Genomic DNA, 13,951 nt, shown 5'->3' on the forward strand with positions numbered 1-13,951 from the left:
AGCGGTTGTCGCGCGTTATTTTGCGGTGCAAAATAAGCCGTCTCCGCAGCAGCTTATACCTTGTGAAAAGGACGCGAAGACCATCAACAAAATCAGGTCCTATCGAGGGGATTTCGCATGGCATTCACCAGAAGCGTCTATGGCATGTGGAGTGTGGATCCGGCCAAGCATTCACCGATCGAGGACGTGCAGGGCATCGTCACCGGGAGCATCGTTTCGGCGCTTGGCTTTTACATCCTGAACAAGGTCGGCCTTCTGACGGGTGGCACTGCGGGCGTCGCCTTCCTCATCCATTATAGCTTCGGCATCAGCTTCGGCCTGCTGTTCTTCATCGTCAATCTGCCGTTTTACTACCTTTCCTTCCGTCGTCTCGGCCTTGCCTTCTCACTGAAAACCTTCATCGCCATCGGTTTGGTCTCCGTGCTGACGGAACTAGAATCGCGCTGGATGGTCATCGACAGCGTCAATCCGCTTTGGGCTGCCATTCTCGGCGGACTTCTCCTCGGTTACGGTCTTCTTGCGCTCTACCGCCATCGCGCCAGCCTTGGCGGCATCGGCATTCTGGCTATCTACATTCAGGATCGTTTCGGCATCCGTGCCGGTCTGATCCAGCTTGCCTTCGACACCTGCGTGATGATCGCCGCCTTTGCCGTCATCGAACCGAAGACGGTGCTCTACTCCATCGTCGGCGCCTTCTTCCTCAACATGTTCCTGGCCATCAATCACCGCTCCGACCGCTACATCGTGGTGCGCTGACGCTTGAAATCCGGCCCGCGTTGGCGCAAGGAAAGCCTGTCGCAATCGTGGGGATGGCAATGCGCGATATGATCTGGAAGAACCGTGCAAGGCTGTGGGCTACGACGCCCGACCGGCATTCTCTGCTGGAAGATGTTCAGGGTGTTCTAGCCGGAGCCATGTTGGCGTCGCTCGGCGTCACCCTGTTTTCCGCCGCTGGTCTGCTGACAGGCGGCACCGTGGGCCTCGCGTTCCTCGTCCACTATGCAACGGACGTGCAGTTCGGTCTCATCTTCTTCCTGGTCAACCTGCCCTTCTACTATCTCGCCTTTCGTCGCCTTGGCCTTGCGTTCACGGTCAAGACCTTTAGCGCCATCGCCCTGACGGCGGTGCTATCCGACATGATGCCGCGACTCTTCGCCTTCCAATCGATCAATCCCATCGCCGCTGCGCTATTCGGCGGTTTGACCGTCGCAGCGGGAATGCTGGCGCTTTTCCGTCACCGCGCCAGCCTTGGAGGCTTCGGCATTCTGGCGCTCTATCTGCAGGATCGCTTCGGTTGGCGGGCTGGCTTCATCCAGCTGGCCTTCGATGGCATGGTGCTGCTGGCGTCCTTCTTCATCGCCACGCCCTTCGTCATTCTTTGCTCGGTTCTTGGCGCATTGGTGATGAATCTGGTGATCGCCATCAATCACAGAAACGACCGCTACATCGCAATGTAGCAGTCGCTTCGGCAAGGAATGTCAGGCGGCCTTTGCGGCAGCATCGACCGGATGCTGCATCCTGAAGCCGACGGCAATGCGGTTCCAGCTGTTGATCGTACCGATGGCAAGCGTGATCTTGACGATCTCCTCTTCGCTGAAATGCGCTCTCAACGCTTCGAAATCACCATCCGGCGCGCCGGTCTCGGCAATCTTCGTCACCGCATCCACCCAGCCGAGCAAGGCTCTTTCCTGCGCTGTGTAAACGGTCGATTCCCGCCACACGCTCATCAGGTTGATCCATTGCTCCGACAGCCCGTCCCGGCGGCTTTCCTTCACATGCATGTCCACGCAATAGGCGCAGCCATTGATGATGGAGGCGCGCAGTTTGATGAGGTGAACGAAGCGGCGCTCCAGCCCGCAATTCTGGATGAATGTTTCGAGCGCCAGAATGGCCTTGTAGGATTCGGGCGATGCCTTGGTATGGTTCAGTCTCGTTTCCATAGTCCTATCTCCTTGGTTGCTTTTGGTCATGCGTCATCGTTCGAACAGGCGGTTGCCTGTCCGTCATGGAATTGCAGAAGTGCTTGTCTCAGCGCGTCGTCTTGCGCTCGTTCAGTTCCAGAAAGGCGCATCCGCGTGCGGCGATCCCGCCATCATCGTTCTGCGCCAAGTCCTCGCGAATATCCGCCACGGTTGTCTTGGCAAGCTCGGCGCGATAGGCCTTCTCCGCCTTCAGCATGGCGGCATTGATGCCGCAGGGTTTGCTGAAATAGCGGTCAGGCAAGGGGTTAGGTCCCCGTTGACGGATTTCGGCGCAGCGGAAAGCGGGTGCCGGGCCTTCCACTGCGAGCACGATATCGAGAAGCGTGATGGCCTCGGGTGGCTTCGCCAGCCTGTAGCCGCCCTTCGGGCCGGGAACGGTTGCCAGAATCCCGGCACCGGAAAGCGACTGAAGGTGCTTCAGCAGATAGCTGGTCGAGACGCCATGAAACTCCGCCAATGCCGCCGCTGACAGCACGCCGTCGGGTGAAAGCGAGGCGAGCATTGCAACGCTGTGGATGGCCTGTTCCACGCCATCGCTCATTTTCATCGGTGGCCTCCTTAATCATGGATATTATTTATCCGCGATTAATCGGCTCTGTCAAGTGGCGCCTGAAGGCTCTTCTTTTTTGGAAGAGTTTCACTACTTTAGAAGGGTGAAACACATCGATCCGCCCATATTGACGAAAAGTGCCGGTACACTGCCTCTGCCCTTCCAGAAATGGTTTGCGGAAAAGGGCTGGAGCCCGCGTGCGCATCAGCTGGAATTGTCCGCCCGGGCACGGGCTGGCGAAAACATGTTGTTGATTGCGCCGACCGGCGCCGGCAAGACGCTTGGCGGTTTCATGGCGTCCCTGACCGATCTGGCCGAGCGCGGCAAGGTGGCGCCGGGCTCTACCTTTGTCGGCGTCCACACGCTTTATATCTCGCCACTGAAAGCGCTCGCCGTCGATATCGAGCGCAACCTGATGAAGCCGGTCTCGGAGATGGGCCTGCCGATCACGGTAGAAACCCGCACCGGCGACACACCGCAGGGCAAGCGGCAGCGGCAGAAGCTTAAACCCCCGGACATTCTGCTGACGACGCCCGAGCAGGTCTCGCTGCTGCTCGCCAACAAAGAGGCCGAGCGCTTCTTCAAGGATCTGAAATATGTGGTGCTGGACGAGTTGCACTCACTCGTCACCTCCAAGCGCGGCCATCTCCTGTCGCTGGCGCTCGCCCGCATCCGCCGCCACGCGCCTGCCATGCGCACCATTGGCCTTTCGGCAACCGTGGCAGATCCGATGGATCTCCAGCGTTACCTCGCGCCGCAGGTGGAAGGCGAACCACCGGCGGGATTGATCACCGTCGAGGGCGGCGCGAAGCCGGATATTGCCATCCTGCAGACGGAGGAGCGCATTCCCTGGTCCGGCCACTCGGCGCGTTATGCCATGCAGGATCTCTATCCTGAGATCAAAGACCACCAGACGACGCTGATCTTCGTCAATACCCGCTCGCAGGCCGAGCGGATCTTTCAGGAACTCTGGACGATCAATGACGACAATCTGCCAATCGCGCTGCACCACGGCTCGCTGGATGCCGGGCAGCGGCGCAAGGTGGAACAGGCCATGGCGGATAACAAGCTGCGCGCCGTCGTCGCCACCTCGACGCTCGACCTCGGGATCGACTGGGGCGATGTCGATCTCGTCGTGCATGTTGGCGCGCCGAAGGGCGCAAGCCGCCTTGCGCAGCGAATCGGGCGCGCCAATCACCGCATGGATGAGCCCTCCAAGGCGATCCTCGTTCCCGCCAACCGTTTCGAGGTGATGGAATGCCGCGCGGCCCTCGATGCGAATTACATCGGCGCGCAGGATACCCCACCGATAGCCGAGGGCGCGCTGGATGTGCTGGCACAGCATGTGCTCGGCATGGCCTGCGCCGAACCCTTCGACGCGGACGAGCTTTATCGCGAAGTGACCAGCGCCTCTCCCTATGCCGATCTGTCGCGCGAGATGTTCGACCGCGTGGTGGATTTCACCGCCACCGGCGGCTATGCGCTGCGCACCTATGAACGCTATGCCCGCATCCGCCAGATGAAGGATGGGCGCTGGCGCGTCTCCAATCCGCAGGTCGCACAGCAATATCGTCTGAACCTTGGCACCATCGTCGAAGCCGCCGAGCTGAATGTCCGCATGGTCAAGCCCAATGCCAAGGGCACGCTCGGGCGTGGCGGCATGTCGCTCGGGAAGGTGGAAGAGCATTTTCTCGAGCAACTGGTCCAGGGCGATACCTTCCTCTTTGCCGGCAAGGTCCTGCGCTTCGAAGGCATCCGAGAGAATGAATGTCTCGTCAGCCAAGCCTTCTCCATGGACCCGAAGATCCCTTCCTATGCCGGGGGCAAGTTTCCGCTCTCCACCTATCTGGCGGACCAGGTGCGCTCCATGCTCGCCGACCCCACGCGTTGGCATACCCTGCCCGATCAGGTCCGCGACTGGCTGGCGATCCAGAAGGAAAAGTCGATCATCCCGAAGCGGGACGAGTTGCTGGTCGAGACCTTTCCGTTTCGCAAGCGCTTCTTCATGGTCATGTATCCCTTCGAAGGCCGACTGGCACACCAGACGCTCGGCATGCTTCTAACCCGCAGACTGGAGCGGGCAGGGGCAAAGCCCATGGGATTCGTGGCAACCGACTATTCGCTCGCCGTCTGGGCGATGGAGGATATGGGACAGCGCCTCCAATCGCGCCGGCTGTCTCTTGCCGACCTTCTGGATGAGGATATGCTGGGTGACGACCTCGAAGCCTGGCTCGATGAATCCTATCTTTTGAAACGCACCTTCCGCAATTGCGCGGTCATCGCAGGACTGATCGAACGCCGTCATCCCGGCAAGGAAAAGACCGGGCGTCAGGTTACGGTGTCGGCCGACCTTATTTATGACGTTCTTCGTAGCCATGAGCCGGACCACATCCTGCTGGAAGCCACGCGACGCGATGCTTCGGCTGGACTTTTGGACATTGCTCGACTTGGCGATATGCTAAGGCGAATCAAAGGCCACACGCATCACTGCGCTCTGGACCATGTCTCCCCGCTTGCCGTTCCCGTGATGCTGGAAATCGGTCGCGAAACGGTTGTGGGACAAGCGCAGGACGATGTGCTGGCCGAAGCCGCCGACGAGCTGATCGCCGAGGCGATGGCGTAGGCTTCTTTCGAAGGCCACGCCGGAAGATGCGTGGAAACAAAAGGGAGAGCAGCCAGAGTGCTCTCAGGGAATTCGAGAAGACGTGCTGAGCCGACTTGCCTTGAGCGAAAGATTGTCCACCGGCTTTGAATGCTTTGGTGCCGAAACCGCCGTGAACGGCGTTGCGGCGCTGTGCGATCCGCTGGGCGGGCTTTACATGCCGGATTTGTCGCTGCTTGTCGTCTCCGACCTTCACCTGGAAAAGGGGGCGGCCTTCGCACGGCGCGGCATGATGCTGCCGCCCTATGACACGATCGCGACCCTGAAAATCCTCGCCTCGCTGATTTCTCGTTACGACCCCAAGATCGTCGTCAGCCTTGGCGACAATTTCCATGACCGCAAGGGCTCCGAACATCTGCCACTGCCGTTGCGCGAGATCATCAAGGAGATGGCAAGAGGCCGCGAATGGATCTGGATCAACGGCAACCATGATCCCGATGGCACTGTCGATCTACCGGGCTCTTCGGTCGATGAGATGTTCTACGCCCACCTCGTCTTCCGCCATGAGCCGAAGCTGAAGGGTGTGGACACGAAGGGCGAAATCGCCGGACACCTTCATCCGTCCGCGACCGTGCGCCGCCGTGACAAGACGGTTCGCCGTCCCTGTTTCGCCACCGATGGGGCACGCCTGCTGATGCCTGCCTTCGGTGTCATGAGCGGCGGGCTTGACCTTCGCCACAAGGCCATGCGCGGCCTGTTCGATCATGCCGATCTTATCGCGCACCTGATGGGACGCGACCGCATTTATTCGGTTCGGTTCGGAAGCCTGCTGGGATAAGGGGCAATCAGTCCCTGCGGAACAACAGGCTCGCGCCCCAGCCGGTGATTACCGCCGTCAGCACACAGAGAATACCGTAGACGACCGGTGTCTGGTGCGCGGCATCGGTGATGGCCTGCTCCATGCCTGTTTTTACCACGCGCAGCTTCAGCTCTCTTTGAGCAACAGGCATGCCACTCTTGAACAGATAGGCCCTTGCCGTGTGGACGCCATTCGGCACGTTGGCAGGCAGGCGGAGTGTTGCCCAGAAGAGGCCGGTCCGCTCCAGCCGCACGCCAGTCGTGTCGTTACGATAGATACCGCTGGCAAGCTTCAGACGGCGATAGGCCTCCTGAAAATCATAGACATTGTCCGGCACGCCGGAAAACACCGCGCTGTTCAGTGGAAGATGCTCGACGCCGAGGCCCATCGCCTTCAACGTGCCGGGAGAGGCGATGTCGTTGATGTTGCGGGTGCTGGCCATGGAATAGGATTCCGGCAGCGGCGCGAAGGTGATGGCGCTGGTATTGATCCAGATGCCCGCCACGCGGCTCTTTTTACGCACGGTCGTATATTCGTTCGGGCCCTCCAGCGTGACCACGACGTCGTATTGCCCGATGGCAAGCAGCAACTGGTCGACGTTGTTGAGCGCGCCGAAGAGGGTGAAATCCGCGCCGCGAAAATCCGAGGCGATCGAAATTTCGGTGGTCGACGCACCGATCTCGATGTTCTCTTGAAGCGTCCGCGGCTTGCCCTGGGCGTCTGGAGAGACCGCGAGCGGGGGCGTTTGCGCCAGAGCTGCACCGGCGCAGAAAACCACCAACGATGCCAGGAGTGCAGCGCGCATCAATAGCCAAGCCCCCCGACCGCGACGGAAAAAAGATCTTCCGGACGCACCACAAGTCCGATGGCAAGGCGGATGCCGACGGCCAGAACCAGAAGCGCCAGAAGCGCGCGCAACTGCTCGCCACGCAGCTTCTGGCCGACGCGCACGCCATATTGGGCGCCGATGACACCCGCTAGCATGAGAATGAAGGCCAGCACGATATCGACGGAATAGTTCGTCGCCGCCTGCACGATGGTGGTATAGGCGGTGACGAAAATGATCTGGAACAGCGATGTGCCGACAACCACATTTGTCGGAATGCGCAGGAGATAGATCATCGCCGGCACCATGATGAAGCCGCCGCCGACACCCATGACGGAGGTGAGGATGCCAATCGCGAAGCCAAGCGCGATGATCGGAATGACGCTGAGATAGAGCTTCGACTTCTTGAAGCGCATCTTCAACGGCAGGCGATGCACCCAGTTATGGTGACCGGGACGACGCAGCGGAATGGTTTCATTGCGCGCTGTGCGGCGGATGGCGGAAATACTTTCCTTCAACATCAATCCGCCGACAGTCGACAGCAGAACGACGTATAGAAGCGAAATGATCAGGTCAAGCTGGCCGATGCTGCGCAACAGGGTGAAGAGCCACACACCGACGGTCGCCCCGCATAAGCCGCCGATCAAAAGCATGAAGCCCAGCTTCACATCCAGCGTGCCACGGCGGAAATGGGTAATCGAGCCGGACACCGAAGAGGCGACGACCTGGTTTGCGCCGGTGGCAACGGCCACGACGGGCGGGATGTTGTAGAAGATCAGGAGCGGGGTGATGAGGAAACCGCCGCCCACGCCGAACATGCCCGAAAGAAAACCGACAGCCGCGCCCATGCCGAGGATGATGAAGACATTCACCGACAATTCCGCAATGGGCAGATAGACAGTCACAATCGGACCTCGGGCAATGGTTCCGGGCGCCCGGCCCGCACGAAGCTTAACCGTCCGCCAATTCAAAACTCTGTCTGAAAGAAGGCTTTAGGCCTCTTCTTCGTCATGCCCGGCAGGGCAGAACGTGTCAATCATTCAACGGCAAATACGTTGATAATTTGAAAAGAAGAAGGGCCGGAGCGACAATGTCGTCCCGGCCCTTTAACATTTCTGTTTTTCGCTCAATTACTTATTGCGGGCGAGAAGCGCCGTCACCAGCTCGTCGGTAATGCGACCGTCCGGAGTCTGACCCACGGATTTCTGGAATTCCCGAATGGCGGCGACCGTGGTCTTGCCAAGCTTGCCGTCCGGCGTACCAGCCTTGAAGCCGTTATTGTTGAGGATGGCCTGAATGTTGCGGATCGCCTTTTGCATGTCGACGGAGGAGGTCTTCACGCCGCCGGCATTGGTCCACTCATCGGGAAGGTTCACCGAGTTGGCGTCTTCATTGAGCGGCGTCACTTTCCAGGCGTCGACCTTGGCCTTGGCGCTGGCAAGCTGCTCGGGCTTCATCGCCTTTGCCACGTCGTCACGCTTCTGGGCCGCATCGGCATCGCCATCGCGTGCGGCAATGGCAAACCACTTATAGGACTCTTCCAGGCTCTGCTGAACGCCGCTGCCGCGCGCGTAGAGGATCGCGAGGTTGAACTGGCTATCGCGAACGCCGAGTTCGGAGGCCTTGATGAACCAGTCCGCCGCCGCCTTGTAATCCGGCTGGCCAGCGGCATCAGAGGTCAAGAGAACGGCGAGGTTGTGCATCGCGCCGGCGTTACCCTGGCTTGCAGCCATTTCGTAATAGCGTTTGGCTTCCGGCAGATTGCGTTCGACGCCATTTGCCTTTTCATACATGTTGCCGAGACGATATTGCGCCGGTGCGAAACCGCGGTCTGCCGAAAGCTTGTACCATTTCGCCGCCTCTGCACGGTCGGCCTGGACGCCAACGCCATCTGTATAGCGTGCGGCGATTTCAAAGAGCGCCAGCGCGTCGCCTTTGCCCGCTGCCTCTGCCAGAGAGGCGGGCGTGATGGCAGCCGGAATGGCGATGGCCGGTTCGGCCTGTGGCGCGGCGGTATCGGGTTGGCTCGTATAGGTGCTGCCCATATCGGTCTGCGGTGTCGCACTCGGCTGAAGCCGCTCCGCCACGCCCAGTTCGGCGCGGGGTGCTGCGACATTGATGGCAGGCGCTTCTTGCGGCAGAGGTGCGCCGCCAATCGGCCGCGTGTCGATCAAATGACCCTGTCTATCGGCATCGCTCTGCATCCGGTCGGCTTCCGCCTGAGCGGTCTCGTCAACCGGGGCGGTTGAGGGCTCCGTAACGGGTTGGTCGGCCACTCCCGGAATGGCAGACGATGCAATGCCGGACTGAGCGTCGACCGCGCTTGTCGTCAGCCGTTGAGCGGGAGGTGCATCGGAACCGACAAGTGATTTGACCATGGGCATGGCCATCATCGCCAGAAGAATGGCGCCAATGCCAAGCAGAAGTGGGCGACGATAGCGCGCCAGCATAGACGCGCCCTTGGGGCTGCGACCGCTTTTTGCCGACCCGGAGTTTGGCGCTCTTTCGGGCATGGTTTCAAGTGCGGCGGCCTGGGCGGCGCGACGTGCGGCCGCGATGAAATCGGCGCGGTTGTCGCCGTCCTTATCGCCAGCGCGTTGAGCGTTCTGGCTGGCGCGAACACGCTCCAGAATCTTCTTCACATCCGGCGCACCGGAGCCTGGCTCCAGGAGTTCATTTTCATCGTCGGACGAGAGAAAATCGATCGGATCGAGAGCCGGTGCGGGGTTGACGCTGGTGCGCGCGCTTGCTGTGGCAGACCCTTCTCCCTCGGATCTGGCTGCACCCGATTTGAACCGGCGGGTCAGGCTGGCAAGCAGGCCCTGCTTTTCTTCGGCAACAGGTTTTGCCGCTGCGGGAGGCGCAAAGGTGGTAGCAGTATCCCCATCGTAGGAAGATGTCGCGGTCGCAGCTGCCAGCGAGGAGAGACTTTCTTCCGAGAAGCTGGCGAATGGCATCGGATGGTTCGATGAGGCCGGATGCTCTTGCTCATAGGCAGGCTCAGAGCCACGGCGATCATCCAGCGCGTCCAGGCGGCTTGCAATCTGCAGCAGGGTTTCGTGCAGCGCCTCGAAAGTGCGGTGGGTGCGTTCATCGGTATTGCGGCTCAGGCCTTCGAGTTTGCGAAGGTCGTTCGCCAGCTCCGAGAGCAACACCATGTCCGCGGGGCTCGCGGTCTGCGCCAGGTTGTTGCGCGTGTGCGCCTCCAGCACGGCTTCCGCTGCCTGTCGTGCGGCCTCGATGATATATTCGTCATTGGACGCCATATAGTCTTCGATCGCGCTCATCCGCGCATCGAGCTCCGGCGGCATGCCCATCGGCTGAGCGTGGCTCTGCTCGTTCAGCATCGAGGACAGATTGGCGATGTGGCTTTCGAGGCTCGCCAACGCACCCGGATCCGTGTCGCGAGAGCGAGAGGTCTCGTCGAGCTTGGCGGCGATCTTGCCGAGACGGTCTTCAAGGCGAAGTAAGGCAGAATCATAGGCTGCGGTTTTGCCGGATACCGGTCGCGTCTCGATATCGTCGATGCGGCGAGCAATCTTGTCCAGCCGCTCCGCCAGCTTGTCATTCACAGCGCCATTGTCGAGCAGATCGATCTTCTTGGAAATGTCGATGAGGAACGACGTCAGTTCGGGCTGCGTCGATGCGCGCTTGGATTGCTCCAGATAGGCGGAGAGTTGGTCGAGTTGCTCGGTGAGCTTCGAGATGTGGCGATCCGATGACAGCTCCTCAATGCGGTTTGCCAGCGCATCGAGACGGCCCGTCAGCGCGTCGGACGGCTTGTCCTTCTCAGCGCTCATATCCTTCAACTGGTCGAGCTGACGCGCCAGGCCGTTCAGGCGGTTCTCAAGTCGTTCGGCCAGTGCGCCATCGGCAGAGTGCTGAGCGCGCGTGGACGTGGCGGCAATCGCGCGGCTGATCTCATCCAGACGCTGGTCGAGACCGGAGAAATGTTCGGTGAGGACATTCTCGTTCGGCTGAATGCGGCGGCCCAGCTGCTCGACAAAGCCCGCCATGGTGATGAGCTTGTCTTCCAGCGCGCGGATGGCCGGGCTGTTATTGGCATTGCCAAGGTCACTCTTGATGTCGTCAAGCCGATAGGCAAGCGCGACGATCTCTTCTTTCAGCGCTGTCTGGTCGAAGCCGCGCAGCGTGTCTTCGACCTCGTCCCAGCGACGCTCCATCTTGTGCATGCTGTCTTGGCGAGCCATCTGCTCCACCAGCGAGCGTAGCTCTTCGACCTCAGAGCGCAGTGCCTGGGAATCCGGTCCGGACGTCGCGCTGAGGCGGTCGATGCTTGCGGCAAGACGGGCAACGTCTTCGCGAATATCCTCGGCGAAATCCTGGTTTTCGGCAAAGGAGCGGATGTTGCGCAATTCGCTGCGAACACCCTGCATCTCGCGGGCAACGCCTTCGGAGAGTTCGTTTTTCAATTCCTGTCGCAGGTTGACGAGTGCTTCGGCCACTTCGCGCAATGCTGCATCGCCCTGAGAGGCTTGCGCAGGGGCGGCTGGTGCTGCGCGTAATGGGCGGCTGCGCTCGACACGCGATGCTTCGACCGGTGCTGCCGGCCGCGCGCGATAGGCCGGAATGGCGGTGGAGGCACGGTAATCCTGCTCGTCGTAACGGCGCGATTCCGGCTGCGCCGTACCGCGAGCAGGCCGCGGAGCGTCGTAGCCGTCGCGACCCCAACGATCGTCGAGCGCCTGCTGACGGCGTCGGATTTCATCGACGGGGTCGAAGCGGCGCGACTCGGGCTCGCGCTGGGCACGGGATGGAGCAGGTGCGCGCTCTGGCGGGCGCTCGGCAGGGGGCTCGCGACGGTTTCTTTCCATGGGCCCGCCCAGCAGGTCTTCCAGGCGTGCTTCCAGGCCTTCAATGGTGCGATTGAGCGCGTCCAGCGACGATCTGTCACTCTGTCCTCGGGAATTCGATCGCAATCCGCTCATCTTCCTGCTCGCTTCGTCTTTGCCGTTTTACCTGTCCACCGACTGGAGAGGGGTATGCCGTTCGTCCTCGCTGGAACTGCGTCGTTTCCGAAGCACTTCCTTAAAACAGGACAATTGCCTATCTATGGTTAATTAAAAGTTAATTAGAATTTACTGCTTTAATACTTTCTTTATGGCTCCGAGGGGCGGAACTTAGTCAAAGTTGCAACATGTTGTTGCGAGTCGAGACGATGGGAAAAATCTCGCCAAAGACATTTGACGTTTACGCGCACGTCAAATATTGTGAGGTCATCTTGAGGCCGGATAAGGTCCGGCGAACGATGCGGAGGAACATCGGTAATGCCTGTGTACAAGGCCCCTGTCAAAGACACTCTTTTTATTCTGAACGACGTTCTGGGTCTGGAGCGCTACAACAACCTGCCCGGTTTCGAAGACGCAACGCCCGACATGATCGAGGCGATTACCGGCGAGGCTGCGAAGCTTGCCGAAGAACAGCTTTTCCCGCTGAACCTTTCCGGCGACCAGCAGGGCTGCAAGCGTGCCGAAGACGGCTCGGTTTCCGTGCCGGACGGTTTCAAACAGGCCTATGATGCTTATTGCGAAGGCGGCTGGAGCGGTCTTGCCGTGCCGGTCGAGTTCGGCGGGCAGGGACTTCCCTACACGCTGCACGCCGCCGTCGGCGAATTCATGTCGTCCGCCAACCTGTCCCTGATGATGTATCCAGGCCTGACGCAGGGCGCGATCGCCGCGATCCTCGTGCACGGTACGGATGAGCAGAAGCAGACCTATCTGCCCAACATGGTGGCTGGCACGTGGTCCGGCACCATGAACCTGACCGAGCCCCATTGCGGCACCGATCTCGGCCTTTTGCGCACCAAGGCGGTTCCGCAGGGTGACGGCACCTACAAGATATCCGGCCAGAAAATCTTCATCTCCGCCGGCGAACATTCGATGACAGACAATATCGTGCATCTGGTACTCGCCCGTATCGAAGGGGCACCTGAAGGTACCAAGGGCATTTCGCTCTTCATCGTGCCGAAGTTCCTGGTCAATGCCGATGGCTCGCTTAGCGAGCGCAATGGCGTCGTCTGTGGTGCGATTGAGCACAAGATGGGCATCCACGGCAACGCCACCTGCGTCATGAATTATGACGACGCGACCGGCTTCCTCATCGGTGCGGAGAACAAGGGCCTCTCGGCCATGTTTGTGATGATGAACGAGGCGCGCCTCGGCGTCGGTCTTCAGGGTCTCTCGATTGGCGAGATTGCCTACCAGAACGCTGCAAACTATGCCCGCGATCGCATCCAGGGCCGCTCGCTCTCCGGTGCCAAGCACCCGGACAAGAAGGCGGACCCGATCATCGTCCACCCCGACATTCGTCGGTCGCTGATGACGATCCGCGCTTATAACGAAGCCGGCCGCGCCTTCCTTCTATGGACCGCGTTGCAATCGGACATTGCACATCGTTCGACCAATGAAGCGGAGCGACAGGCGGCGGATGACCTGCTCGGCCTCGTCACCCCGATCGTCAAGGGTGTGCTGACCGACAAGGGCTTCGACCACGCGGTTGCTGCCCAGCAGGTCTATGGCGGTCATGGCTATATCGAAGAATGGGGCATGAGCCAGTATGTGCGCGATGCCCGTATCACCATGATTTACGAGGGTGCCAACGGCATCCAGGCGCTCGATCTGGTTGGGCGCAAGCTCGGCCTCAATGGTGGCCGCGCCGTCATGGCGCTCTTCAAGGAGATCGGCGATTTCTGCGAGGAGAACCGCGCGGACGAAAATCTGGTCGTCTACACCAAGGGCCTGAAGAAGGGCTTGAACGATCTGCAGGCTGCAACCATGTGGTTCATGCAGAATGCCATGGCAAAGCCCGACAATGCCGGTGCAGGCTCCACCGACTACATGCACCTCTTCGGTCTGGTGGTCCTCGGTTACATGCATGCCCGTATGGCCAAGGCAGCGCAAGCTTCGCTGGCGTCCGGTTCTTCCGACGAGGAATTCCTGAAGGCAAAGCTCGTCACCGCGCGCTTCTTCATGGAGCGGTTGATGCCGGAAACCGTGCTGCGCAAGACCCGCATCGAAGCTGGCAGCGACACGATGATGGAACTTGCTGCCGAAGCGTTCTGAGTTGGGCGAGGAGGCCGCATGCGGCCTCCAACAATTTTCAGGCAGTCACC

The 13,951-nt window shown here is 60.3% G+C and carries 10 protein-coding genes; 5 read left to right on the plus strand and 5 right to left on the minus strand.

Going from position 1 to position 13,951, the window contains the following annotated elements; translation table 11 throughout:
- Window positions 1-144 precede the first annotated feature (144 nt).
- Window positions 145-756: a YitT family protein gene (locus tag QE408_RS10430; protein ID WP_306934760.1), complete on the plus strand. Its 612-nt coding sequence runs from the start codon at window positions 145-147 to the stop codon at window positions 754-756.
- A 68-nt stretch (window positions 757-824) separates the two neighbouring features.
- A complete protein-coding gene (locus QE408_RS10435) occupies window positions 825-1,457 on the plus strand; it encodes a YitT family protein (RefSeq protein ID WP_306934761.1) in 633 nt (210 codons plus the stop codon).
- A gap of 21 nt (window positions 1,458-1,478) precedes the next feature.
- Here QE408_RS10435 and QE408_RS10440 read toward each other — a convergent pair whose 3' ends face one another.
- A complete protein-coding gene (locus QE408_RS10440) occupies window positions 1,479-1,940 on the minus strand; it encodes a carboxymuconolactone decarboxylase family protein (RefSeq protein ID WP_306930899.1) in 462 nt (153 codons plus the stop codon).
- 88 nt (window positions 1,941-2,028) lie between these two features.
- Window positions 2,029-2,529, minus strand: coding sequence for an RrF2 family transcriptional regulator (locus QE408_RS10445; protein WP_306930901.1), 501 nt, complete (start codon window positions 2,527-2,529; stop codon window positions 2,029-2,031).
- A gap of 106 nt (window positions 2,530-2,635) precedes the next feature.
- On the opposite strand from QE408_RS10445, the gene QE408_RS10450 reads away from it, so the two are divergent.
- Window positions 2,636-5,155 (plus strand): ligase-associated DNA damage response DEXH box helicase, encoded by a 2,520-nt coding sequence (locus QE408_RS10450; protein WP_373465534.1) that lies wholly within the window; start codon window positions 2,636-2,638, stop codon window positions 5,153-5,155.
- An 82-nt stretch (window positions 5,156-5,237) separates the two neighbouring features.
- The gene (gene pdeM / locus QE408_RS10455; RefSeq protein WP_306930902.1) at window positions 5,238-5,972 is read left to right on the plus strand and encodes a ligase-associated DNA damage response endonuclease PdeM; all 735 of its coding nucleotides are present in this window, start codon (window positions 5,238-5,240) and stop codon (window positions 5,970-5,972) included.
- A gap of 7 nt (window positions 5,973-5,979) precedes the next feature.
- Here the strand turns inward: pdeM and QE408_RS10460 are convergent, their stop codons facing one another.
- The 3 genes from QE408_RS10460 to QE408_RS10470 all read right to left on the minus strand — a co-directional run bounded on the left by QE408_RS10460 (window position 5,980) and on the right by QE408_RS10470 (window position 11,768).
- Window positions 5,980-6,798, minus strand: coding sequence for a TIGR02186 family protein (locus tag QE408_RS10460; RefSeq protein WP_306930904.1), 819 nt, complete (start codon window positions 6,796-6,798; stop codon window positions 5,980-5,982).
- On the minus strand, window positions 6,798-7,724 hold the full coding sequence (locus QE408_RS10465) for a sulfite exporter TauE/SafE family protein (protein ID WP_306930905.1): 927 nt from the start codon (window positions 7,722-7,724) through the stop codon (window positions 6,798-6,800). The genes QE408_RS10460 and QE408_RS10465 overlap by 1 nt, the downstream gene beginning before the upstream one ends.
- A 225-nt stretch (window positions 7,725-7,949) precedes the next feature.
- Window positions 7,950-11,768: a peptidoglycan-binding protein gene (locus tag QE408_RS10470; RefSeq protein WP_306930908.1), complete on the minus strand. Its 3,819-nt coding sequence runs from the start codon at window positions 11,766-11,768 to the stop codon at window positions 7,950-7,952.
- Between the two features lie 339 nt (window positions 11,769-12,107).
- Between QE408_RS10470 and QE408_RS10475 the strand changes: the two genes are divergently transcribed.
- Window positions 12,108-13,901, plus strand: a complete 1,794-nt coding sequence (locus QE408_RS10475) for an acyl-CoA dehydrogenase C-terminal domain-containing protein (RefSeq protein ID WP_306930910.1) — start codon at window positions 12,108-12,110, stop codon at window positions 13,899-13,901.
- Window positions 13,902-13,951: the final 50 nt, after the last annotated feature.

Origin of the sequence: Agrobacterium larrymoorei (assembly GCF_030819275.1) — a bacterium.
In the GTDB taxonomy this organism is placed as follows: domain Bacteria; phylum Pseudomonadota; class Alphaproteobacteria; order Rhizobiales; family Rhizobiaceae; genus Agrobacterium; species Agrobacterium larrymoorei_B.

Excerpts from the sequence above, each read along its gene's own strand:
- QE408_RS10460 (WP_306930904.1), bottom strand. The coding sequence starts at position 6,798 with ATGCGCGCTGCACTCCTGGCATCGTTGGTGGTTTTCTGCGCCGGTGCA.
- QE408_RS10475 (WP_306930910.1), top strand. The coding sequence starts at position 12,108 with ATGCCTGTGTACAAGGCCCCTGTCAAAGACACTCTTTTTATTCTGAAC.
- QE408_RS10435 (WP_306934761.1), top strand. The coding sequence starts at position 825 with ATGATCTGGAAGAACCGTGCAAGGCTGTGGGCTACGACGCCCGACCGG.
- QE408_RS10430 (WP_306934760.1), top strand. The coding sequence starts at position 145 with ATGTGGAGTGTGGATCCGGCCAAGCATTCACCGATCGAGGACGTGCAG.
- QE408_RS10440 (WP_306930899.1), bottom strand. The coding sequence starts at position 1,940 with ATGGAAACGAGACTGAACCATACCAAGGCATCGCCCGAATCCTACAAG.
- QE408_RS10445 (WP_306930901.1), bottom strand. The coding sequence starts at position 2,529 with ATGAAAATGAGCGATGGCGTGGAACAGGCCATCCACAGCGTTGCAATG.
- QE408_RS10470 (WP_306930908.1), bottom strand. The coding sequence starts at position 11,768 with ATGAGCGGATTGCGATCGAATTCCCGAGGACAGAGTGACAGATCGTCG.